This is a genomic window from Nocardia flavorosea NBRC 108225 (genome assembly GCF_001613385.1).
Taxonomy (GTDB): domain Bacteria; phylum Actinomycetota; class Actinomycetes; order Mycobacteriales; family Mycobacteriaceae; genus Nocardia; species Nocardia flavorosea.
On the sequence record NZ_BDCG01000013.1, the window covers coordinates 226,590 to 248,886 of the forward strand.

Here is a 22,297-nt window from a genome sequence, read left to right on the forward strand (position 1 = left end):
CCCATCCCCGTAAGTTCGGAAATGGGCTCTGACGTGGGGCGGGTGGGGCTCGAACCCACGACCAATGGATTATGAGTCCACGGCTCTAACCGACTGAGCTACCGCCCCTCGTCGCGGCCAGGGGCCGCAGGTGTGGGATGGTACCCGGTTGACTGGGCGGGGGCCAATCAGGCGGGGTGTGGTTCTCGGTGGGGTGGCTAGGGTGGGGATGTTGCCGAGCGGAGGAGGGCTTGTGGCCGGGTTGTTCGTACGGGCGTTGCAGGCGCATCAGTGGATTTACGAGAAGAGCGGTGGGCTGGTGGGGCATCGGCTGCTGTTCGGGAATCCGACGCTGCTGTTGCGGACCGTGGGGCGGAAGACCGGATTACCGCGGACCTCGGCGTTGACCTACGCGCAGGACGGGACGGATTTTCTGGTGACCGCATCCAACGGCGGGTCGCCGCGGCCGCCGGGGTGGCTGGCAAATGTGAAGGCGCGGCCGGAATGTGAGATCCAAGTGGGGCGGCGCGCGTTTCCGGTGGTGGCTCGGGCGAGCCTGCCCGGCGATCCGGAGTACGCGCGCCGCTGGGGGCTGGTGGACGCGGTGAACAAGGGCCGGTACAGCGAGTATCAGAAGAAGACCCGGCGTCCGATTGCGGTGGTGGTGCTTTCGCCCGCGGTGGCGGATCAGTCGGAGTAGGTGTCCGATCCGGCCCGCACCCGCTGTCTGCGCGAAACGAGTTCCTCCGGTGGCCGGCTGGCGAGATGGACTACGGAGGCAACGAGAATCAGGATTGCGAGTACTACCAATGCGGTAACCACGGCACGCACAGTAACGGGGGCGAGTGAACGCTGCACCCGAGAATGGTCTATGCCAGTTCATGAATTACGTTGATTTGGAAGTGAATTCGAAAGTTATCCGAAATTCTTCACAGAATCCGGGCGGAGGCCGGATAATTTGATACACAACCCGGAGGGGTTCGGCATTCTGTGGAAATGCGTGTTTCCACCGTATATCAAATTGATATAATTACCGGCGTGCCGCGATGGGGTCGAATAGAAACCATAAGGGGGACAACAGTTTTCGCCGGGCCCACAGAAGGCTCGATCACACTCCGCAGACCCGACCCGTCGAATATTACACGAAACTGTTGGTTACACCATTTAGAACGTGGCAGTTCCCGGCGCTTCCGGTCAGCCGCCACCGCTCCGCCACCGCCCCCACAACCGCCTCCTCCACCGCCGCCCCCGCAGCCGCTTCCGCCTCCCCCACTCGCCCCGCCGTCGCTACCGCTCGACCCGGCGTCGCCCGAACTCCAACCCCCTGAACCACTGTCGCCCGCGAAGTAGGTTCCGCCCGCGTAATACCCGCCCCGCCGCGCGCGGTTGCCCCGCTGCCCGCCGGAACCGGCTTTGCTGATGGCGAGGACGATTCCCACGATCGCCCCCACGCAGAGCAACCCCAGCATCAAAAGGACGAAAAACCCCAGCACCAGTTCCATTACTCCACGGTACCGACGAACAGCGTTGGCGCACGGGCTTATCCGGCCGTAGGGCTTGACAGTCGGCGGCGATATCGACCCGACTGCCGCCCGGCGCCACCCCTGGAGAAACCGGGATAATAGCCAGTGTGTTCACCTTCGCCCGGCCCCGGCGCCGAAGTATCGAGCCGGCCGCCGTGGAGCTCGCGGTCCGCGAACTCGAACTTCCGGAGGCCGTCTACAAAACCTGCCCGTGGGAACCACGGGACCTCGTCGCGACCGGTTTACGGCAATGGCTGCGGTGCTGCGGCGCGGCGCTGGCCGATGACCAAGTGATCGGGATGCCGTCTCGTGCCGTCGACGAAGCCTGGCACGGTTTCATTCTGTGCACGCGGCGGTATGCCGATTTCTGCGAGCGCGCCTACGGGCGGTTCCTGCACCACCACCCGGAGGGCGCGGAACCGTCCGGTGCGGAGCCGGCGGATACGTCTGGTCAACTGGGCCGGACGGTGGTGGCATGGTCGCTGGTCGCACAGCCCGGCGAGAAGTGCGTACTGTGGGACCTGGACTCGCGGCTGGGGCTTGCCGACCCCTGGGGTATCCCGGCCCCGCGCGTCGCCGAGATCGAGGCGAGGCTGCGGAAAACTACCGGCAGGCTCTAGATCCGGCTACCGTTCCGCGATAACCGCCCGAAACGGGCAATCCGGAAACAGGGGGCGTATTCTTCTGCGGTATCTTCGGCGGGGTGAGTTACTCAGCCGCCGCAGCGGCCACCACCGAACTTGCCCTGATGCCGGGTTTCCTCGACCCGGTCAATCTGCTCAATTCGTTCGGCACCTGGGTGTTGCTGGGCCTACTCCTCGTGGTGTTCATCGAATCGGGCCTGCTGTTTCCCTTGCTGCCGGGTGATTCGCTGCTGTTCACCGCGGGGCTCATCGCCGCATCCAAATCAACCGAGATCGAACCCTTCGCACCGATCGGGGTGCTACTCGTTCTGATCCCGATCGCGGCGATCGCCGGCGACCAGGTCGGGTATCTGATCGGGTCACGAGGCGGGACGGCGTTGTTCAAGAACAACGACGCCAAGATTTTCAAAAAGGCCTACATCGACGAATCGCATGCGTTCTTCGAGAAGCACGGGCCGATCACCATCGTGCTGGCCCGGTTCGTGCCCATCGTGCGCACCTACGCTCCGCTGGTCGCGGGCGCGGCGAGGATGAAGTACTCGGTGTTCCTCACCTACAACGTGCTCGGCGGTGTGCTGTGGGGCGCGGGTGTGACGATGCTGGGTTATCTGCTGGGGCAGATCACGTTCGTGCGCGACAACATCGACATCATCTTCCTGCTGATCGTGGCGGTTTCGGTGCTGCCCATCGTGTGGGAGGTGTTCAAGCGGTACCGGTCGGGACGGGCGAACGGTAATGCGCCGAAGGACAGCGGCGAACCGGTCGACCACTCCGCCGCCTGATACCGGACTCCCGGCCGCGCTCAGCTGCGGCAGGGCGTCACAGACGTGGCCACCGGGCCGTCTCCGAGGCTGTGTACAGCCCCTCGGAGACGGCCCGGTGTCGTATATCCGGCACACAAACCCCGGCCCGCGGCCTCCGCACCCCAGCACATGCCAGCGGCTCGCCGTCGCGACGCAGACCGGGGCCGGTGTGTACGGTCCGTTGCCCCGCGCTGTTGCCGAGTTTCCCCCGACCGTGCGACTCGCTCCGGATTCGTTCTCCGTTCGGCAGCCCTCCGCGGCATCGATTCCTACCGGCAGGCCGCGCGGCACCGATTCCTCCCAGCAGCCCGCGGCATTGCCCTCGATAGGCGGCACCCCGGGCCCGCGGCGACGATCTCAGCCGGCGGCACGCGGCTTCCGTCCCTACACAAGCGATGCGGCCGACCGGTTGACCGGTCGGCCGCATCGCTGTACAGCTCCTGGCGAGATCCGGCCGCGGCGCCGCGGCCCGACCTCAGCGCACCAGGCGGCGGATGAACTTGTTACCGAACAGGGTGCCGATGGTCTTCTCCAGCGTGGCGGCGGTGGCCTCGCTGTAGGGGTACCAGATGTTTTCTTTCTTCAGACCCCACCGGTCCAGCAGAACGGGCTGCGGGTGGACGAAGCTGCGCAGCGCGTCACGCCCGTTCACCTGCCCCATCCCGCTGTCCTTGCGGCCACCGAAGGGTGCTTCGGCGACGCCGTAGATCACCGAGGCGTCGTTCTGCACCACCGACCCGGTCTTGAGCTGTTTGGCCAGACGTACGACCTTGTTCTTGTCCTTGGTGAACACGCTGCCGCTGAGGCCGTACTGGCAGTCGTTGGCCATCCGCACGGCCTCTTCTTCGTCCCGGACGCGCATGATGGCGACGATCGGGCCGAAGGTTTCCTGCTGCATGATGTCCATATCGTGGGTGACGTCCACGACCACGGTGGGCTTGAAGAACACGCCCTCGGCGGTATCGGATTCGCCGCCGAGCAGGACGGTGGCGCCCTTGGATTTGGCATCCTCGACATGCTTCTCGACGATCTCGAGCTGTCGGTCCCAGAACAGCGGACCGACGTCCTTGCCGGAGGGCCCGTAGGTGACCTCGGCGGCGCGTTTGCGGACCTGTTCGATGAACTCGTCGGCGATGCTGTCCACCACGTAGATGCGTTCGACACCGACACAGACCTGCCCGGTGTTGAACATCGACAGGTATACCGCGCCCAGTGACGCGCGATCGAGGTCGGCGTCGGCGCAGACGATCATCGCGTCCTTACCGCCCAGTTCGAGGGTGCACGGGATGAGCCGGGTAGCGCAGGCGGCGGCGATCTTCTTACCGGTGCCGACGCTGCCGGTGAACGAGATCTTGTCGATATCGCCGTTGACCAGGGCGGCACCGGTTTCGCCGTCGCCGTGCACCACCTGCAGGACGTCCTTGGGGACACCCGCTTCGTGCAGTACCTTGACCGCCCATTCGCCGGAGTGCGGGGTGACCTCGGACGGTTTCAGGACCACCGAGTTCCCGGCGAGCAGCGCCTGCGCGATCGGGTTCAGCGAGAGGATGAAGGGGCCGTTCCACGGAGTGATGACCCCGACGACGCCGAGCGGCTGGTAATTGATGACCAGCTTCTTCAGCGGCAGCATGTAGCCGTGGAGGCGGCGGTTCTCGTCGGCCAGGTCCTTGGCGGCGCGCCCACTCCAGTAGTTCAGGAAGTCGCAGGCCGGGACCATTTCCACGGCCAGCGCCTCGACCCGCGGTTTACCGGTTTCCTGCATCACCGTCTCGACGATCTCGTCGCGGCGTTTCAGCAGTACCGAGACCGCGTTGCGGATGATCGCCGCGCGCTCCTTGATCGGCCGGGCGGCCCAGCCCGGTTGGGCGGCACGGGCCGTGGCCAGCGTCGCGGCGACATCGTCGGCCGTGCTCACCTCGATTTCGCCGACGCGTTCGCGAGTAGCGGGGCTGCGCAGCTCGAGCCGGCGGCGTCCGTCGGCGGTTGGCTCCAGCTGTTCAACGATGGCCATGGTGGTCTCTCCTCACCGGAGGAATTGGAACAGGTTCTACTTTAATGGGGAGCTTACGTCATGGCCGCAAGCCGTGCAGCAAGGTTCATCCACGCACCCGGACCATGAAGGCAGCTCGATCTATCATGCGATTCAATCAAGTGATTGACATCGGACGTCGAGCGGGTCACGATCGAAGCGCGGTCGCAGTGTCCCGGCCGCACACCCGAGCGGCAGGAGAACGATGACAGCCGAACCCACGGGCGCGAGTCTCACCGCGCCCTACACGATCGAATTCCCGTACAACCGCACGGTCGGCGAGAAGATCGGCACGTTCCTGGGCGGTCTACGCGACGGTGAGCTGTACGGGGTGCGCACCGAATCCGGGGCGGTCCTCTGCCCGGCCCTCGAATTCGACCCGGTCACCTCCGCGCCCACCGGCGAACTGGTGCGGCTCGAACCCGCCGGCACCGTCCGGCACTGGACCTGGGTGCCCACCCGGCCCGGCGACGAGATCGCGGCCGACCACTACGCCTGGGCCCTGATCGCCATCGACGGCACCGAGGGCACCCTGTTCCACGCCGTGGACACCGGCGGCGACCCCGCCCGCCTCACCGCCGGCCTGCGGGTGAAACCCCGCTGGCGCGCGGAACGGGTGGGCAGTATCCGCGATATCGTCTGCTTCGAACCGGTGGAGTCGCGATGAGTACGTTGCCCGTCCCAGTGGAATCGTTCACCAGCCCGCACAAGGTGGATTACACCTTCGTCGCCGGTACCGGCCGGTCCACCTTCCTGCGCGGGCTGAAGCACCGCACCCTGCTCGCCCGGCACTGCGGCACCTGCGAGCGGGTCTACCTGCCCGCGCCGGAATTCTGCTCCCGCTGCCTCGTCGAACTGTCCGAGCCGTTCGAACTGGGCGGCAGCGGTGTCGTCAAAACGTTCTGCGTGGTGAACTTCCCGTTCCCCGGCCAGACGATCGATCCGCCCTATCTGGTCGCCTACATCCAAGTGGACGGTGCGGACACCACCCTCATGCATCTCATCCGCGATGTCGAAATGAGCGAGGTCCATATCGGTATGCGGGTGGAACCGGTGTGGTGCGCCGAAGAGAACCTGGACACATCCATGAACAGCATTCGCTACTACCGGCCGATCGCGGGAGGTTCCGATGCGTGATGTCGCGGTGGTGGCATTCGCCCAGTCACCGGGTATGGCGGCCGATCGCCAGGACGATATGGCCGAGATCCTGCTGCCGGTGATGCGGGAAGCGCTCGCTTCGGCAGGGATCGACCGCACCGAGGTCGACTTCTGGGCCTCGGGCAGCCACGATTTCCACGAAGGCCGGACCTTCGCCTATATCGAATCCCTCGACGCGGTGGGCGCCTGGCCGCCGATCTCGGAATCGCATGTCGAGATGGACGCGGCCTGGGCCGCCTACGAGGCATGGTCATGGCTACAGCTCGGCGAGGGCGAGATCGCCGTGGTCTACGGGGTGGGTCGCGGATCGCTCGCGCAGGATCTGGACCAGGTCACCAGCACCCAGCTGGACCCCTACTTCCTGGCCCCGCTGCGGCCGCACCAGGACGCGCTCGCCGCGATCCAGGCGCAGGCCCTGATCGCGGCCGGCGCGCTGGACGAGAAGCAGATGGCCGAGGTGGTCGCCCGGGCCCGCGCGGGCGCGGTGGGTAATCCGGCGGCGCAGGTATCGGGCGAGGTCACGGTGGACGAACTGCTGGCCGCCCCGTACCTGGCGTCGCCGCTGCGAGAACACGATCGCGGGCCCATCGGAGATGCCGCGGCCGTACTGGTACTGGCCGCCGGTGATACCGCACGCCGGTTGGCGCAGCGCCCGGCCTGGATGCGCGGTGCCGACCATCGAATGGATTCGCACTATCCGGGCACCCGCGACCTCACCCGCGCCGACACCGTCGGTATCGCCGCGGCCAAGGCTGCGCAGCAGGCCGGATTCGCCGCCCGCGACGTCGATATCGCCGAACTGCACACCGAATACAGCTATCAGGAACCGCTGCTCGCCGGTGCTCTCGAGCTTTCCGGCACCATCAACCCCAGCGGCGGCCCCCTGGTGGCGCGCCCCACCACGGCCACCGGACTGATCCGGATCGGCGACGCCGCCCGGCATATCCTGACCGGCCGCGCGGACCGCACGCTGGCGCATGCCACCAACGGGCCCGCGCTCCAGCAGAACATGATCTGCCTTTTGGAGGGAGACCGATGAAACTCGCGGTCGTCGGAATCGGACAGAGCAAACAGGCCAAGAAACGCAAGGTCACCATCGGTGCGATGGTGCGCGAGGCCGTCGACGAGGCAATGGCCGACGCCGAACTGGAATTCGGCGATATCGACGCCATCGTGCTGTCGAAAACACCCGACCTGTTCGACGGGGTGATGAACCCGGAACTGTATCTGGCCGACGCCATGGGTGCGCGCGGCCTGCCCGTGACGCGAGTGTTCACCGGCGGCAGTGTCGGCGGGCACGCCGCCATCTACGGGGCACACCTGGTGCAGGCGGGGCTGGCGCGGCGGGTGCTGGTGGTCGCGTATTCCAAAGAGTCCGAGGGCGATTTCACCTGGGCGCTCTCCCGGGGGCTACCGTTCAGCGCGCAACTGGGCGCGGGCGCGGGCGCGCATTTCGCCCCCGTGATCCGGGAGTACATCCGCCGCTCCGTTGCGCCCGAGCATATCGGGTGGCAGATCGCGGTGAACCACCGGCTGAACGCGACCCGCAATCCCTACGCCCACATCCAGTTACCGGATATCACCGTCGACAAGGTGCGCGAATCACGGATGCTGTGGGATCCGATCCGGTTCCTGGAATCGTGCCCGTCCTCCGACGGTTCGTGTGCGGTGGTGATCACCGGCGAGAACGACGCCCATCACACGGGCCGCCCTCCGGCCTGGATCCACGGAATGTCGTGGCGGACCGAGACCGGGCATTTCGCCGGCCGCGACGAAGTGAACCCCGAGGCCGGGCGCCTGTGTGCCGCCGACGCCTACCGGCAGGCGGGCATCACCGACCCGGCACACGATATCGATACCGCCGAGCTCTACATCCCCTACAGCTGGTTCGAACCGATCTGGCTGGAGAACGTCGGTCTGGCCGAGGTCGGCGCGGGCTGGAAGATGGTCGATGCCGGGCATACGGCGTTCGACGGATCGCTACCGATCAACCCCTCCGGTGGCGTGCTCTCCGGAAACCCCACCGGCGCAACAGGTCTGCTCCGATTCGCCGAGGCGGCCATGCAGGTGCGCGGGACCGCGGGGGAACACCAGGTGCCGGACGCGCGCCTGGCCGTCGGGCATGCGATGGGCGGTGCGGCGCAGTTCCATGCACTGTGGGTAGTGGGTTCGGAACCACCGCAGTCCTGACCGGCGCGCCACCCGGCCCCGCGGAGGCGGTACCGGGTGGCCGGCGGACAGCACAGACCATCGGACCGCCGGCTGTCCGGTACGAACCCGGCACAGCACGCAGGTCCGGCCCCGGAACGGGACAACAACGCTTCCGCGGTATGTAACACCGCACGAAACGAGGAGAGATCATGTCCGAGCGGGTTTACGTCGCCGGTGTCGGGATGACCAAATTCGAGAAGATCCAGTCCCGCGACTGGACCTACCCGGAGATGGTCGCCGAAGCGGTGGGCCAAGCGCTCACCGACGCCGGAGTGAACTACGACCAGGTGCAGCGCGCCGCCGTCGGCTACGTGTTCCAGCCGTCCACGGCCGGTCAGCGAGCGCTCTACGATATCGGGCTCACCGGTATCCCCATGGTGAACGTCAACAACAACTGCGCCACCGGGTCGACGGCGCTGGTCCTCGCCCGGGAATGGGTGCAGGCCGGGCTGGCCGATATCGTGCTCGCCGTCGGGTTCGAGCAGATGACCAAACAGGCGATGGCAGGGGACGGCTCGGTCCCCAAGGTCACCACGGTCGACCGGCATATGGGCGCCTTGAAAGCCGCCGCCGGTTTCAGTGCCGCACCGATGACAGCGCAGTTCTTCGGCGCCGCCGCAGGCGAGCATATGAAGCGGTACGGGACGACGCGCGAACAGCTCGCCCGGGTCGCGGTGAAGAACCACGAACACTCCACCCGCAACCCGAAAGCCCAGTTCCAGGACGCCTACACCCTCGACCAGGTACTGAACGACAAACTGGTCTCCGATCCGCTCACCCGCTCGCAGTGCTCCCCCATGTCCGACGGCGCGGGCGCGGCGGTGCTGGTCAGCGAACGTTTCGTCCGCGAACACGGCCTCGACCGGGCGGTACCGATCCTCGCGCAGGAGCTGGTCACCGATACCGGCGCCTCCTTCGAGTCGGATTCGATGATCGACGTGGTGGGCGCGCCCATGGCCCGGATCGCCGGGCAGCGGGTACTCGAGAGCGCCGGGGTGGGGATCGACGATATCGACGTCCTGGAGCTGCACGACTGCTTCTCGATCAACGAACTGCTCACCTACGAGGCGCTCGGAATGTGCGGTGAAGGTGAATCGGGCGAGCTCGTCGCCTCGGGCGCCACCACCTACGGCGGGCGCTGGGTGGTGAATCCATCGGGCGGGCTCATCTCCAAGGGACATCCGCTCGGCGCGACCGGGCTGGCGCAGTGCACCGAACTGGTCACCCAGGTGCGGGGCGGCGCGGGCGACCGGCAAGTGGAAGGCGCGCGGCTGGGGTTGGCGCACAACCTCGGACTCGGTGGCGCCTGTGTGGTGACCCTCTACGGCGCGCCCGGCGCGGTCTCCTAGAGTTTCGATCATGACGCGGAGCCGGGTGCGGACCGGCCGGGAGGCACGCCCGGAGGCCGCACCCTCGCGCGCCCACCGGGAAACCGCAGCGCAGCCGGATCGGGGCGGGAATTCCACCGGCCCGGATCCGGACCTGCCGACCGATCAGCGCCTCGTCCTCGCCGCGGAACGGCTGTTCGCCGAACGCGGGATCGACGCGGTCTCGCTCCGTTCGGTGATGGCGGAGGCCGGCGCGAACGTCGCCTCGGTCCACTACCATTTCGGCTCCAAGGATGCCCTGGTCGAAGCGCTGATCAGCCGACGCAGCGAACAGCTGCACGCCCGCCGCGCCGAATTGCTCGACGCGGTCGAGAAATCCGGCACACCCGACGCCCGCGCCCTCGCCGACGCCTTCGTCCGCCCGGTCGGCGAACTGGCGGCCGCCGGCGGCACCCCGTGGATCCGCCTGGTCGCAGGCATCATGAGCGGTAACCACCCCGCCCTGACCAGGCTGACCGAAGGTTTCGCCCCGCAGGCCCGCCGCTTCAACACCCTGCTCCAGCAGATCGACCCGGACACCGCCCCGCACACCATTCGCTTCCGCCTCACCCAGGCCATGAACCTGACCTTCCAAACCCTCGGCGATTCCGAGGGCTTGCGCGGCATGCTCGAGCTGAGCGGAACGCGCCTCTCCCCAGACGAACTGCTGACCGAGCTGGTCGACACCGTCACCGCAATTCTGACGGGACCACCCGGCCGGTAACCGTGGCCCTGCGGCGGATCTGCCGCGCCCGGACCACGGACAGAGCAACCGCGACGAGGAATATCACCAGTCCCCACCAGATGTTTGTTCTGGTGACATTGAGGCCCATGCCCGCCACACCGAGTGTCCGGCCACCGTCGTGCCCGCTGAGCACGGCCGCGCAGACGATCGCGATGAAGCCGAGGACGATGAGTGCCGCCACAGAGCGGAGGACAATCGTCGCCCGAGTTCGTTGCCGGCTCGGTGGCAGGTTGGTGAGGCGGTAAAGGACGAGCGCGGCAATGGGAAGCTGAAGAATCCACACCAGCGTACGAAACCGTCCGTCGTACCAGACGTTGGTGCCGTAGAGCAGTGTATGCCACACGCTCAGCGCATAGACGACGATGATCGAAGCATGCAGAGCCCGCCAGATGGCGGGGCGCAACCAGCGGCGGGAATAGAAGGCCAGGCCGAGCGGTATGGCCAGGTAGAGCGCCAGCAGCCCGATGAAAATGGCAACCTTACCCGTTCCGCTGGGGTAGGCCGAGGGGACGAAGGTGTCGACGAATGCACGCCACACCGATTCGGCGGTCCCCGCGGTAGCGGAGTAGTCACGGACGAATTCGGCGAACAGCCAGGCGGCGTGGACGAACATCAACCCGATGGTCGTCAAACTCGTGGCGCGATGCCATTTTTCGATACTGTGCTGCGGTACCGGTAGCCACCTCGGGCTGTGACTGCTGCGCAGCAAGCCGAGAACGACAGTGATCCACGCCCAGAGCAGGCCCGTCCAGCCGAAGGCCTGGCACATCCAGTACATCCAGTACCTTCCGGGGTCTGCCAAATCGGGCATGACGGCAATGGTCGGAGAGGTACCGTCGGCGACGCGGTAGTAGAGCCATCCGAACACCGCCAGGGTGACAAGCAGGGCGATGGTGGCGTCGAGGCGGGCGGTGCGCAGATCCGCGCGAAGTTGCTGCGTATCGAATTTCGTGCGTGTTCTGACAGTAGTCATCGATGACTCGTATTCCTTGAATCGACCCGGACTCTCGGCGAGACGCGGGCGCGGTGAGCCGCGAGCTTGCTCGCTTCACCGGATGTGCGGAGGCGTCACAGCCAGATCAGTGGACGGGGCTGCAACGTGGGGCCGATGCGCCTGTTCCCTCGCGGCGCACTATCGGCGCACGCGGGCAGATACGGCGATCGAGATCACCCACCGGTTATGGGTGGCGCCCGCGTTCCGCCGTACGCTATCCGCAATCCACGAGCAGTCGCGCCGGTGAGCGGGCAGGCCGCGGCCAGTACCCAGGCGCTGTTCGCCTCCGTACGCCATGGCAGCAACCAGCCGGCCAGCCGTTCGACGACGAACCCGAAAGCCGCCTGCACAGTCCGCTCGGCGCTCAACAGCATGGCGGCGGCCGCCAGGGCAGCCACGATATGACCGGCCGACATGGTAGGTGACGGCAGCAACGCTGCCCCCGCGCTGTGGCCGTGTCCCACGGTCAGCACGATGTGACCGAGAGCTTGGCCCGCGACGAGTAGCCCGGCCACCGTGCCCGCACGGCGCTCACGCACCTGCCGGCTTGTCACTGCCAGAACCGGCAGCAGGGAGGCGACGGCCAGCGACACCAGCATGCTCACCGATATGTCCACCGGACCGCCACCGAGCCCATGGCCTGCCAGGCTCGCGGCGCCGGAGAACAATCCGACGAAGGCGCCACGCAGCCGAGCCAGCAGTCGGAGACCCGGGGTCACGAGACAACCGTACCGTTACGTCACGCGGTTCGTAGCGGCCGGCGTTATACGGTCGGCCCTGGTTGCTGCCGCCTGCACGGGGCCCGCGGTCCGGCGGCGCAGCACGCTCCAGACCGTACCTGTCCTGCGGCGAACTACTCGCGGGTCTTTTCGATACGGTCATCGCCACCCTCACCGGCCGCCCCAACCGCTGAACTGATCGCCAACAGCGGTACACGACCGCGTGTACACTCGACTTATGGACGACCAGCTGAGCATCCGCGAGGCTCGCGCACAGTTGCCCTCCGTGGTGAACGCCGCGAGCAGCGACGGACATGTCACAGTGATAACGCGCGGCGGCGAGCCGGCAGCCGCCGTCATCCCATTGTTCATGCTTGCCAAACTCGAGGAATGGGAAGACGAACAGCTCGGACGCATGGCTGACGAAGCGCTCGCCGAAGGCGGTGAACCCGAGCGCATCACGCTCGGTCAGATGATGGACGAGGTCCTTGCCTCCGGCAACGACGCCGTCGCGTGAAGTACGAGTTCATCTGGACTCCTGCTGCGCGGCGCGCACTCCGGTCGATCCCGCAAGAGGATGCCTTACGCCTGCTGATCGCCCTGACTCTGTTGGGCGACGACCCCTACCGCCGCGATGGTGTGGACGTCAAGGCACTCACCGGCCGGAGCGGGTTCCGGTTACGAATGGGCAATTACCGTCTCGTTTATGAAGTCGATGACGGCAAACTGATCGTTTTGGTTGTATCCGCCGGGCACCGCCGAGATATCTACGACCGCTGATGTTCTTGGAATTCATCGCGGCGAGGACGGGGCTGTCCGCCCCATCCTCGCCGCTTGAAGCCGCTGAGTTCCGGAAGTTTCTCGCGGGTCCGCTCGGTCAGGGCACTGCGCAGCCCGTGCCCGCGTTGAGTCCGGAGCCGACCTCAATGGGTGCGCTGGTTACTGTGACGCCGCCTTGTTCGGCGCTGATGAAATGCGTTCCCGGGTTCGGAGGGGTCCATGTCGTCGAGGCGACGATGCCGTTCGGCGTCACAACCGCCGGATTGAAGCCGACCATGACGTTGTTGTCGAAGAAGGTCACCGGCTCCGTGGTGTTGTCGACCGCGGCCCGCACCTGATAGGTGCATGTGGTGCCGAAGGGCGTGCTGATGCCCATGCTCCGGCCCGGGTCGGCGCCGACGTTCTGCGGTACCGCGCCGGCGCCGGGGGCCGCCAGGACGAGTGCGGTGGCGACGGCGCCGAGGCCGGTGACGGCGGCCGCGGACCGGCGGGTTCGGTGGCTGATGCGGGAACTGCTGTCGGAGTGGGTCGTAGTCATCGTTGATCACATCCCAACTGGTTCCATCGTGCGGACCCGGATGGCCCGCTCGCGAGCTGTTTTCGTGGAACTTGTCCAGCGTTTCAGTGCTGCGATGGTCGTTGTCGACGGCGCTCAACCGCGGTACCCAGTTTATCCCCCGATACACCGCCCGGTTCCAACGGATGGACGGCATCGGTGTGATAACGGCCCGGATCTGCGGCCCGGGCGCATCGCTCAGCGGCCGGCCCCGTATCGACTGCCCTCGAATGGTTCGAAACGCACACCCCACCCGCGATCAGGTGGGGTGTGCGTTCCGCCGGGTCGTCAAAGGAATTCCGCACTCCCCCGATGCGGTCCTACAAACCGGGGAATTTCTCGGACGTGCCGAGGTCGACGGGCAGGGCGACTCCGGTGATGCCCCGGCCGGTATCGCCGACCAGATACAGGACGGCGTCGGCGACCGCCTCGGCTTCGAGCCAGGGTTGCGGCAGCAGGTTGAGCTTCTGCATGATCTCCGCGGTGTCCTCGAGTACCGGGTTCTCGAGGTCCGGGCGGAATCCGCGGACCATCGGCTCGTTATCGATCATGGTGGTCCGGATGTTCCCGGGATGCACCGAGTTCACGCGGATATTCGCCCAGGCCAGTTCGTTGGCCAGCGATTTGGCCAGACCGCGTACAGCGTGTTTGGCGGCGACGTAGTGCGCGATCCCCGGGACCCCGCGCAGCCCGGCCATCGAGCTGATCAACACGATGGAGCCACCCCGGTTACCGGCGATGAGATGCGGCACAGCGACTTTGGTGGTCTGCCACACGCCGGTGGCATTGATGTCCATCATCTCGCGGAATTCGTCCGGGCTGAGCTCCCAGGACGCTTTCGGTGATGCGGCGACACCCGCGTTGGCGACGACGATGTCCAGGCGGCCGAAACGCTCGACACCGACGTCCACGGCCTGCTGCAGCGGCTCCAGATCACGGGTGTCCGCCACCGCCGTGACGACGCCCCGGCCCTCGGCCTCGACCAGCTTCGCGGTTTCGGCGAGATCGGCTTCGGTCGCCATCTCGTACCCGGCGGTCGCGACCGGTGCGCAGCGATCGACGGCGATGATATCGGCGCCCTCCGACGCCATTTTCACGGCATGCGCGCGACCTTGGCCGCGCGCGGCACCGGTAATGAACGCAACCTGGCCGGTGAGCTTGCCCATGGTTTTCCTCTGTTCGTCGAAACTGCTCGTCACCCCGGCAACGCCGAGCGACAACCGATACGGTGCGGCGCAATGCCATTGCTTGCCGGCCCCGGCCGGAAATCGGTTGTGGACGGCAACTACCGCTCGTCCATCACGGCCGGCCGCCGATCGGGGCCGGCCGTGGTGGTTACGAGTGGTGGTCGCCGGCCAGATTCAGTTGACTTGCCGGCCTTCGCCCCAGTACTGGGCGCGCAGCGCCTTCTTGTCCGGCTTACCGAGCGGGCTGAGCGGGATGCTGTCGGCGAAATCGACCGTCTTGGGCGTGTAGACCGCGCCCTTACGGTCCTTCACCAGGGCCTGCAGTTCCTCGACCCCCACCGACTGCCCATTGCGTAGCACCACCACCGCCTTGACGGCTTCGCCCCATTTCTCGTCGGGCACACCGATCACCGCGGCCGCGCTCACCGCGGGATGAGCGGACAGGACGTCCTCGACCTCACGCGGATAGACATTGAACCCGCCGGACACAATCATGTCCTTCTTGCGGTCGACGATGTAGAGGAATCCCTCCTCGTCCTGGCGGGCGATATCGCCGGTGTGCAGCCAGCCGAATTCCGTTGCCTCGGCGGTCTGTTCGGGTTTGTTGAGGTAGCCGTTCATCACCAGCGGGCCGCGGACACACACCTCGCCCGGTTCGCCCTGGGGAACCTCGTTGCCCTTCTCGTCGAGCAGCGCGACATTGAGCCACGGGACCGGCCGGCCGCAGCTGGCGAGGCGTTCCGGTTTGGTCAGGTCGTGGTCGGCGCGGCGCAGCACCGAGATGGTCATCGGGCTCTCGGCCTGGCCGTAGAACTGGAAGAAGATGGGGCCGAATTTCTCGACGGCCTCGGCCAGCCGGGTCGGCGAGATCGCGGAGGCGCCGTAGAACACGGTCTGCAGACTGGACAGATCGTATTTATCCAGGTCGGGGCTGTCGAGCAGCGCGTACAGCATGGTCGGCACCAGCATGGTCGCGGTGATCTTGTACTTCTCGATCGCCTCGAGGACCTTGGTGGGGTGGAAGTAGGGCAGCACCACGATGGAGCCACCCTGCTGTGCCGTGGGATTCCAGAACGCGGCGCCGGCATGACTCAGCGGGGTGCACACCAGGAAGCGGACCTCGTCCGGCCATTCCCATTCGGTCATCTGGATGCGCAGCATGGTGGCGCTGCCGCGGAAACTCATCTCGACACCCTTGGGTTTGCCCGTGGTGCCGCCGGTGTAGGCCAGGCTCATGGTCGCATTGGGATCGACCTCGGGCGGATTCAGCCGGTCGGGAGTGAACCCGGCGGCCAGCTCGATGAGGTCGGTGCCGGATTCGGAGGGGCCGAACGAGAACAAGTTCTGCAGGCCGGGCACTTTCTCGCGCAACTGCGCGGCGCGCTCGTCGAAACCGGCAGGGTCGAAGATGAGGGTTTGCACACCCGCGTCCTCGAGAACATAGGCGTGATCGTCGAGGGATCCCATCGGATGCAGCGCCATCGCCCGCGACCCGTTCACGTTGTTCGCGCCCTGGGCGAAGATGACCTCCGGCCGGTTGGCCGACAGCACGGCCACCGGTGAGCCCACGCCGAGCCCGGCCGAGGCCAGTGCCTGCGCGAACCGGCTGATCTGATCCCGCACGTCGCGGTAGGTGAGCGTGGCGTCGTCGATATGGACCGCGGTGCGGTCGGCATAGCGTTCGAGGGCCTTGCCCAGCAGGTCCACCGCGAGGGGCTCGCGGTGCAGCAGGTCGGTGTCGTCGACGTGCGGTTCAGTGTTCATTCGTCTGCCTTTCGGGCCTGCTCGCACGAGCGGCCCCGCGAAGTTGACCGGCGCTCCGGCGTGATCCCAACCGCCGGCGCCCTACAGGGTGCCGCGACCCGAAACCGTCCACCGGGGCTCACAAACCGGGAAAACTATAACACGTTCTACTTTGCCCTATCGAGGAATCGGCGCCCCCGGGAGTCCCTCACACTTGCCTCCACTAAAGGGGATATCTACTATCCCCTTTATGAAGATGGGCGAGGGCGTCGAATGGAGCCTGCACTGCTGCGTGACCCTGACCTGGACCGAGGAGCGCTGGCCGGTGCCGATCGCACGCCTGGCCGCCTGGTTCGACCTGCCCGTGGAATACCTGAAGAAACGCCTACAGGCTCTGGTCCGCGCCGGCATCCTCATCTCGACCCCCGGTGTCCGAGGCGGATTCGGCCTGGCCCGGCCGCCGGAACAGATCACACTGCTCGACGTGGTGACCGCCATCGAAGGCGGTACCGACCCGTTCCGCTGCACCGAGATCCGGCAGCGGGGGCACAGCGGGCGCACCGCAACGACCGATTTCGCCCACCAGTGCGGTATCGCAGCGGCCATGCGCCGCGCGGAACTGGCCTGGCGACGCGAGCTGGCAGCGCAGACCATTGCCGATCTCGCCGCCGCGGCACCGGCGGGTTCCGCGGAACGCACCCGTCGCGAGATCGCCACCGCAGGTACCTGACCGCTCCGGGCTCCGGAGACTTTTCGATCCTTCCACCGAACAGGAGGCAAACATGCCCGGAATCATCGTGGTGGGTGGCGGTTTCGCCGGTGTGTGGAGCGCAGCGGGCGCGGTGCGACTGGCACGCGAGACAAGGCGCGAACTATCGGTCACCCTGATCTCTCCCGGCGACGATCTGGTGATCCGCCCTCGCCTGTACCAGTCCGCACCCGAACGGATGCGGGTCTCGCTGGACCGGATCCTCGGGCCTGCCGGAGTGCGCCGCATCGCGGCCACGGTGACCGGAATCGATACCACCGGACAGACCGTGACCACCACCGACAGGAATGGACTCAGCGCCGAACTCCACTACGACCGTCTGATACTCGCCACGGGAAGTGAACTCGTCCGCCCGGACGTACCCGGCGCCGACCTGCTGTTCGACGTGGACACGCTGCCCGCGGCCACAGAGCTGGACATTCATCTGAACCGGTTGCCCGATCTGCCGCCCGGCGCGGGCAGGTTCACCGCCGTCGTGGTCGGTGCGGGATTCACCGGCCTGGAGATCGCCACCGAACTGATGGACCGGCTCGGCGCCGTCGCAGCGACCCACGCACCCGGCGCGAAGGCCCGGGTGGTGCTGGTCGAGCGGGCGAACACCCTCGGGCCGGAACTCGGCCCCGGCCCGCGCCGGGAGATCACCGACGCCCTGGCCGTCCTCGGTGTGGAATACCGACTCGGGGTGAGCGTGGCCGCGGTGGAACCGGACCAGGTCGCGTTGTCCGACGGCACGCAGTTCGCCACGCATACCGTGATCTGGACAGCGGGGGTCCGTGCCAATGGGCTCACCGCCGGAATCCCGGGGGTCCGCGATCGGCTCGGCCGCCTCGAAGTGGACGCGAATCTGGCGGTCACCGATGTACCGGCGGTCTACGCGGCCGGCGATACCGCCGCCGCGGCGGCCGACCCGGGACACCGGGTCATGCAGTGTTGCCAGCACGCCCTGCAACTGGGCAAGTTCGCGGGCCACAACGCTGCCGCCGATCTCCTGGGGCTCCCCGCGGTACCGTTCTCCGCGACCCCGTACGTCACCTGCCTCGATCTGGGCTCGTACGGGGCGGTGTTCACCGACGGGTGGGACCGCCGCGTCGTGGCGACCGGGGCTGTCGCCAAGGAACGCAAGCGCAAGGTGAACGAACTGTGGATCTACCCGCCCACCGACGACGCGGACGAACTCCTGCGACAGGCCGACTACCGGTTCTCGGTCCGGCAGATCCGAGAACCCGCCGTATGAGCAACCACCGGAAACTGTCGCAGGCCATGACATTGTCGTCGTGGCCGATCGCAGGCGGTGTCAGCGGCCCGGGATGCCGAGACGACGGGCAGATCCGAGGCCGGCCGTCTTGTTCGCGCCGGTAGCGGCTATCGACGTTCCGGTGCGGGGCATCAGGAGACCGGGGCGTCCGACAGCGGTTTCTGTCGAGGCCGGTCGCCGCCGGCTGGGGGCGAATGTCGCGCCACGGCCTGCCGGACCGGGACGGCGGCGCCGATCATCCAGCAGGAGCCAGTTCTTTATCGGTCACGTCGGCTGCCACACGTGCGGGCAGATGCGTACGTGAATGGCACAGGATCATCGCGGTACCCGACAACGCCACCAGTACCAGGCCACCGAGCAGCACGGGGTAACCGGCAACCGAGTTCAGCAGGCTCAACAACGACGGCAGCAGGAATCCGAGATAGGCGAGGGCGTAGTAGGCACCGGTGAGGGCCGCAAGTTCGTGCGGCGCCGCCAGCCGTTGCAGTTCCAGCAGGCCCGAAACCAGCGCGATCCCGTACGCACAACCCAGCGCGATCGCGGCGACCAGCGCCAGCGCCGGTGACCGGACGATGGCGGCGAACATGCTGACCAGCAGGCCCAGGGGCATCAGCATCATCGAAACGAGCACCGCGCGGGCGCTGCTGGTGCGGTCGAGCCGTTTCGCCAGCGGTTGCACCAGGGTGCCCGCAACCAGCGTGCCGACGGTCAAGGCAGTCGAATACAGCAGGCTCCACCGGCCCACCCGATCACCGACGAGCTGCGGCATGATCGCATACGCCACTGCCGCCGACCCGAAGATCCACGGTGCCATCGGCATGATCACCCGGCGGAAACGCGGATGGCGCAAGCCGCCGAACTGGCCGCGGGTGGGACTTCCGAGGGGCCGCGTCTCCGGCGCCCGGAACAGGAACGGCAGGATCGCGAGCGTGAGCAGCGCGTGCACGAGATAGGGGGTGACCATGGGCGCCGGCCCCCATTGCGCGAGCCCGCCGGCGACCGCCGCGCCCAGCGCGAAACCCGCGGTGAGGCAGAGTGCGGCCCAGCGGGCGCCGGTGCCCGGGTCAGCACCGCTGCGGAAGCACAGTTCGGTGGCCCAGGTCGTCCCCACTGCCATTGCCACCGCCACCCCGAACCCGGTGACCAGCCGGCCGGCCGCGATCCAGCCGACCCCGAACGTACCGGCCGCCAGCAGCAGACTCGCGATGAGGGACGCCAGCACCCCGGCGAGCGCGACCGGACGGCGGCCGAAGCGCCCCGCTGACGTTCCCGCCAGCAGTAGGCCGGGAACCAGACCGACGACATAGGCGCCGAGCAGCGCGTTCACGGTGAGTGCCGAGTAACCGGCGTCCCGGTACATCACCAGCAGGGGGGTGAACTGATTACCGCCCCACGCACAGACGAAAATCGCGGCCAGAACCGCCGTTATGGATCCGTTCCTCATCGCCGATGGGTTCCGTCCAGGTGGGCCCGTAGCGCGGTGGTGAATGCGGCGGTATCCCCGGATTCGATGATCTCGATCAGTTCACCGTGCTCACGCAGGACGACCTGGATATGGTCGGGCACCGGCCCCAGTGCGGCCACGTTCATCCGCCGCTGCCGGTCGGCCAGCCCGGTGTAGAAGCGGATCAGCAAGGCGTTACCGCCCGCCTCGACCAGGGTGCGGTGGAACCGTTCGTCGGCGTCCGCGAAGGAATGCAGGTCCGCGTTTTCCGCCCGTTCGTGTTGGACCTCGAGCGCGGCCCGCAGTTGTTCCACGGCCGCCGGTATCCGCTGCGGGGTGCGCAGCAGCCGGCGGACCGCGGCACTCTCCACGGCCTCCCGGGCGTCCAGTACATCCTCGGCCTCGCCCGGCGGGACGGGCGCCACGATGGCGCCGCGCTTCGGCACCAGCGTCAGCAGCTCCTCGGCCTGCAACCGGACGAAGGCCTCACGCACCGGGGTGCGGCTCAGGCCCAGCCGGCCGGCGATCTCGGTTTCGCTGAACAGGTGGCCGCCCGGGAGTTCGCCGGAGAGCACCAGTTCCTTGGTGAGCTGGTAGGCGCGATCGGCGGCGCTCGTCGCGGACTGGGCGGGGTCGGAATCGGTCGGCACCCCGCAACTCTACCGATAGATACAAGCTTGCATGCAAGCATGTACCCCAATTCACTACCTCAGGTTCGGCCTCATGACGGGCGTCACCGGCGCACCCGGGGCGGGCGCGCCTGATCGAAACGCCGGTATGAGCACTCGGTAACGTCGGAATCCGGTACGACCCAGCGGCGAGAACGGACAAACACGTGCACGAGGCCTTCTACCTGCCCGACCCGGCGGACCCGCAGCGGTTCGTATCCACCGAACTCACCCGCGGCCCGTGGTCCCCCGACGCCCAGCACGCCGGACCGCCGTCCGCCCTGCTCGGGCACGTGATCGAACGATGCGAACCCCGGGCCGGCTTCCAGGTGGGGCGGGTCGCGGTGGAAATCCTCGGCCCGGTCCCGCTGGCGCCGCTCACCGCGGAGGCCCGGGTGGTGCGGCCGGGCCGAAGTGTCGAGCTGATCGAGGCCACCCTGTCCACCGACCGCGGGCCGGTGATGCGGGCCAACGCCTGGCGGTTCAGACTCGCGGATCCGGATCTGGACCTCCCCACCCGGTTCCTGCCCAGCGGCTCCCGGCCCGGCCCCGAGCAGGCCCCCGAACCGGAGCGGTTCCCCTCCACGCAGCCGGTGGGTTTCCACACCGGTATCGAATACCGTTTCGCCGCCGGCTCATTTTCGGAACCCGGACCGGCGGTGTGCTGGATCCGGCTGAAGTATCCGATCGTCGCGGGCACCACGCCGAGCCCGCTGGAACGCACGCTCGCCGCCGCCGATTCCGGTAACGGGGTCAGTTCGGTCCTGGATTGGAACAACTACCTGTTCATCAACACCGATCTGACGGTCACCCTGCACCGGCAGCCGGTCGGCGAGTGGGTGTGCCTGGACGCGGTCACCCACCCGCAGCCGCACGGGATCGGCCTGGCCGAATCGGCGCTCTTCGATGAGAAGGGCCCGCTGGGCCGCAGCACTCAGACACTGTTCCTCGGTCCCCGCTGACCCCATGCAGAACGCCCCGCGGAACAACCGGCGCGGGGCCCCCTCGGCCCTACCCCACAGGGCGCGGCAGGCACAAGCCCGCACCACAAACCCGCGCTACGCCGGTCCACAGGATGCCCTGAGGAATACACCCGGTGGTCCGAGGAACTCGCCGGGCAATACGCCACCGATCAGGCTCCAGGCATCCACCCCGGTGAAATCCGGCCGGAAATTCCCACAGCACGCTTTTCGCCTCCGGATCGATGCTCCGGTCCCCGATCAACCTCGACGGCTGCCCCGAGCCCCTTCTCGGTTCCCGAACCCGACGAACCTGTCAGCGGCACCCCCAGCAAGCCGCCGAACAACTTCTCGACGGACTGGCCGCCGAACTCGGCACCCCCGATACCGCGACCCTGGCCGCCCTCCGCACAATGCTCACCGCATACCGAAACCGCCGATACGGTGCGTACCGCAATGACCGAACGGCAACGGCAGGCGGCCCGGCATCTGGACCCCGACGACGCGGACCTGCGCGCGGGCCTGATCGGGGCCCTCACGATCGGAGTCGTGATCAGCCGCCACCTCCTCGGCCTGGACGCCGTCCGTGACGCGACCCCCGCACGCATCATCGAACTCCTCCGCCCGGCCGTCCACGACATAGCCCACGGAGCCGCCGACGACGAACTGCGGGCATGAAGCCCCCGCCACGAGGAGCAGTAGCCGCCGAGGCTGCGGTTCGTTGGCCAGATCACGCGCCGGCCAGAAGACAGGGCGATCGCCGA

General features: G+C 67.3%; 24 protein-coding genes and 1 tRNA gene. 15 read left to right on the forward strand and 10 right to left on the reverse strand.

Features of this window, described 5'->3' with window-relative positions; all coding sequences use genetic code 11:
* Nucleotides 1-34: 34 nt before the first annotated feature.
* Nucleotides 35-108 (reverse strand) — tRNA-Ile (locus tag NFL01S_RS16870).
* 124 nt (nucleotides 109-232) lie between these two features.
* Between NFL01S_RS16870 and NFL01S_RS16875 the strand changes: the two genes are divergently transcribed.
* Nucleotides 233-679, forward strand: coding sequence for a nitroreductase family deazaflavin-dependent oxidoreductase (locus NFL01S_RS16875; RefSeq protein ID WP_174555695.1), 447 nt, complete (start codon nucleotides 233-235; stop codon nucleotides 677-679).
* Here NFL01S_RS16875 and NFL01S_RS37340 read toward each other — a convergent pair.
* Nucleotides 667-801 (reverse strand): hypothetical protein, encoded by a 135-nt coding sequence (locus NFL01S_RS37340; RefSeq protein ID WP_280508674.1) that lies wholly within the window; start codon nucleotides 799-801, stop codon nucleotides 667-669. The genes NFL01S_RS16875 and NFL01S_RS37340 overlap by 13 nt on opposite strands.
* Before the next feature lie 808 nt (nucleotides 802-1,609).
* Here NFL01S_RS37340 and NFL01S_RS16880 point away from each other — a divergent pair.
* Both NFL01S_RS16880 and NFL01S_RS16885 read left to right on the forward strand, forming a co-directional pair.
* Nucleotides 1,610-2,122, forward strand: a complete 513-nt coding sequence (locus tag NFL01S_RS16880) for a glycine-rich domain-containing protein (RefSeq protein ID WP_062976348.1) — start codon at nucleotides 1,610-1,612, stop codon at nucleotides 2,120-2,122.
* Between the two features lie 128 nt (nucleotides 2,123-2,250).
* Entirely contained in the window at nucleotides 2,251-2,928 is a 678-nt protein-coding gene (locus tag NFL01S_RS16885) for a VTT domain-containing protein (RefSeq protein WP_157116631.1), read from the forward strand.
* Nucleotides 2,929-3,424: 496 nt separating this feature from the next.
* On the opposite strand, the gene NFL01S_RS16890 is transcribed toward NFL01S_RS16885, so the two are convergent.
* Entirely contained in the window at nucleotides 3,425-4,960 is a 1,536-nt protein-coding gene (locus NFL01S_RS16890) for an aldehyde dehydrogenase family protein (protein ID WP_062976352.1), read from the reverse strand.
* A gap of 223 nt (nucleotides 4,961-5,183) precedes the next feature.
* Between NFL01S_RS16890 and NFL01S_RS16895 the strand changes: the two genes are divergently transcribed.
* The 6 genes from NFL01S_RS16895 to NFL01S_RS16920 all read left to right on the forward strand — a co-directional run bounded on the left by NFL01S_RS16895 (nucleotide 5,184) and on the right by NFL01S_RS16920 (nucleotide 10,438).
* Nucleotides 5,184-5,645, forward strand: a complete 462-nt coding sequence (locus tag NFL01S_RS16895; protein ID WP_062976354.1) for a PhlB family protein — start codon at nucleotides 5,184-5,186, stop codon at nucleotides 5,643-5,645.
* Nucleotides 5,642-6,115, forward strand: a complete 474-nt coding sequence (locus tag NFL01S_RS16900; protein WP_062976356.1) for a Zn-ribbon domain-containing OB-fold protein — start codon at nucleotides 5,642-5,644, stop codon at nucleotides 6,113-6,115. Before NFL01S_RS16895 ends, NFL01S_RS16900 begins: the two co-directional genes overlap by 4 nt.
* Nucleotides 6,108-7,175 (forward strand): thiolase family protein, encoded by a 1,068-nt coding sequence (locus NFL01S_RS16905; RefSeq protein ID WP_062976358.1) that lies wholly within the window; start codon nucleotides 6,108-6,110, stop codon nucleotides 7,173-7,175. Before NFL01S_RS16900 ends, NFL01S_RS16905 begins: the two co-directional genes overlap by 8 nt.
* The gene (locus tag NFL01S_RS16910) at nucleotides 7,172-8,326 is read left to right on the forward strand and encodes a thiolase family protein (RefSeq protein WP_062976360.1); all 1,155 of its coding nucleotides are present in this window, start codon (nucleotides 7,172-7,174) and stop codon (nucleotides 8,324-8,326) included. The genes NFL01S_RS16905 and NFL01S_RS16910 overlap by 4 nt, the downstream gene beginning before the upstream one ends.
* Before the next feature lie 170 nt (nucleotides 8,327-8,496).
* Nucleotides 8,497-9,696: a thiolase C-terminal domain-containing protein gene (locus NFL01S_RS16915; protein WP_062976362.1), complete on the forward strand. Its 1,200-nt coding sequence runs from the start codon at nucleotides 8,497-8,499 to the stop codon at nucleotides 9,694-9,696.
* Between the two features lie 10 nt (nucleotides 9,697-9,706).
* Nucleotides 9,707-10,438, forward strand: a complete 732-nt coding sequence (locus tag NFL01S_RS16920; RefSeq protein WP_084492753.1) for a TetR/AcrR family transcriptional regulator — start codon at nucleotides 9,707-9,709, stop codon at nucleotides 10,436-10,438.
* On the opposite strand, the gene NFL01S_RS16925 is transcribed toward NFL01S_RS16920, so the two are convergent.
* Both NFL01S_RS16925 and NFL01S_RS16930 read right to left on the reverse strand, forming a co-directional pair.
* Nucleotides 10,404-11,432, reverse strand: a complete 1,029-nt coding sequence (locus NFL01S_RS16925; protein ID WP_062976364.1) for a ferric reductase-like transmembrane domain-containing protein — start codon at nucleotides 11,430-11,432, stop codon at nucleotides 10,404-10,406. The two genes, NFL01S_RS16920 and NFL01S_RS16925, sit on opposite strands and share 35 nt — an antisense overlap.
* A gap of 194 nt (nucleotides 11,433-11,626) precedes the next feature.
* The gene (locus tag NFL01S_RS16930) at nucleotides 11,627-12,172 is read right to left on the reverse strand and encodes a hypothetical protein (RefSeq protein WP_062976366.1); all 546 of its coding nucleotides are present in this window, start codon (nucleotides 12,170-12,172) and stop codon (nucleotides 11,627-11,629) included.
* Between the two features lie 238 nt (nucleotides 12,173-12,410).
* Between NFL01S_RS16930 and NFL01S_RS16935 the strand changes: the two genes are divergently transcribed.
* Together NFL01S_RS16935 and NFL01S_RS16940 are read left to right on the forward strand one after the other, a co-directional pair.
* Nucleotides 12,411-12,689 (forward strand): type II toxin-antitoxin system Phd/YefM family antitoxin, encoded by a 279-nt coding sequence (locus NFL01S_RS16935; protein ID WP_062976368.1) that lies wholly within the window; start codon nucleotides 12,411-12,413, stop codon nucleotides 12,687-12,689.
* Nucleotides 12,686-12,952, forward strand: a complete 267-nt coding sequence (locus NFL01S_RS16940; RefSeq protein WP_062976370.1) for a type II toxin-antitoxin system RelE family toxin — start codon at nucleotides 12,686-12,688, stop codon at nucleotides 12,950-12,952. Before NFL01S_RS16935 ends, NFL01S_RS16940 begins: the two co-directional genes overlap by 4 nt.
* A 97-nt stretch (nucleotides 12,953-13,049) precedes the next feature.
* Here NFL01S_RS16940 and NFL01S_RS16945 read toward each other — a convergent pair whose 3' ends face one another.
* The 3 genes from NFL01S_RS16945 to NFL01S_RS16955 form a co-directional block, all read right to left on the reverse strand.
* Nucleotides 13,050-13,490, reverse strand: coding sequence for a hypothetical protein (locus NFL01S_RS16945; RefSeq protein WP_062976372.1), 441 nt, complete (start codon nucleotides 13,488-13,490; stop codon nucleotides 13,050-13,052).
* A 338-nt stretch (nucleotides 13,491-13,828) separates the two neighbouring features.
* Complete coding sequence (locus tag NFL01S_RS16950; RefSeq protein ID WP_062976655.1) at nucleotides 13,829-14,674, reverse strand: mycofactocin-coupled SDR family oxidoreductase; 846 nt, start codon at nucleotides 14,672-14,674, stop codon at nucleotides 13,829-13,831.
* Between the two features lie 195 nt (nucleotides 14,675-14,869).
* Entirely contained in the window at nucleotides 14,870-16,459 is a 1,590-nt protein-coding gene (locus NFL01S_RS16955) for an AMP-binding protein (protein WP_062976374.1), read from the reverse strand.
* A 229-nt stretch (nucleotides 16,460-16,688) separates the two neighbouring features.
* On the opposite strand from NFL01S_RS16955, the gene NFL01S_RS16960 reads away from it, so the two are divergent.
* Complete coding sequence (locus NFL01S_RS16960) at nucleotides 16,689-17,168, forward strand: RrF2 family transcriptional regulator (RefSeq protein WP_062976376.1); 480 nt, start codon at nucleotides 16,689-16,691, stop codon at nucleotides 17,166-17,168.
* A gap of 52 nt (nucleotides 17,169-17,220) precedes the next feature.
* Entirely contained in the window at nucleotides 17,221-18,441 is a 1,221-nt protein-coding gene (locus NFL01S_RS16965; protein ID WP_084492758.1) for an NAD(P)/FAD-dependent oxidoreductase, read from the forward strand.
* A 256-nt stretch (nucleotides 18,442-18,697) separates the two neighbouring features.
* Here NFL01S_RS16965 and NFL01S_RS16970 read toward each other — a convergent pair whose 3' ends face one another.
* Complete coding sequence (locus tag NFL01S_RS16970; RefSeq protein ID WP_062976378.1) at nucleotides 18,698-19,906, reverse strand: MFS transporter; 1,209 nt, start codon at nucleotides 19,904-19,906, stop codon at nucleotides 18,698-18,700.
* Nucleotides 19,903-20,556 carry a GntR family transcriptional regulator gene (locus NFL01S_RS16975; protein WP_062976380.1) on the reverse strand — a complete coding sequence of 218 codons (654 nt, stop codon included), beginning with the start codon at nucleotides 20,554-20,556 and terminating at the stop codon, nucleotides 19,903-19,905. The genes NFL01S_RS16970 and NFL01S_RS16975 overlap by 4 nt, the downstream gene beginning before the upstream one ends.
* Before the next feature lie 185 nt (nucleotides 20,557-20,741).
* Between NFL01S_RS16975 and NFL01S_RS16980 the strand changes: the two genes are divergently transcribed.
* Nucleotides 20,742-21,536, forward strand: coding sequence for a thioesterase family protein (locus tag NFL01S_RS16980; RefSeq protein ID WP_062976382.1), 795 nt, complete (start codon nucleotides 20,742-20,744; stop codon nucleotides 21,534-21,536).
* 381 nt (nucleotides 21,537-21,917) lie between these two features.
* Complete coding sequence (locus tag NFL01S_RS16985) at nucleotides 21,918-22,211, forward strand: TetR/AcrR family transcriptional regulator (protein WP_280508197.1); 294 nt, start codon at nucleotides 21,918-21,920, stop codon at nucleotides 22,209-22,211.
* The last annotated feature ends 86 nt before the right edge of the window (nucleotides 22,212-22,297 follow it).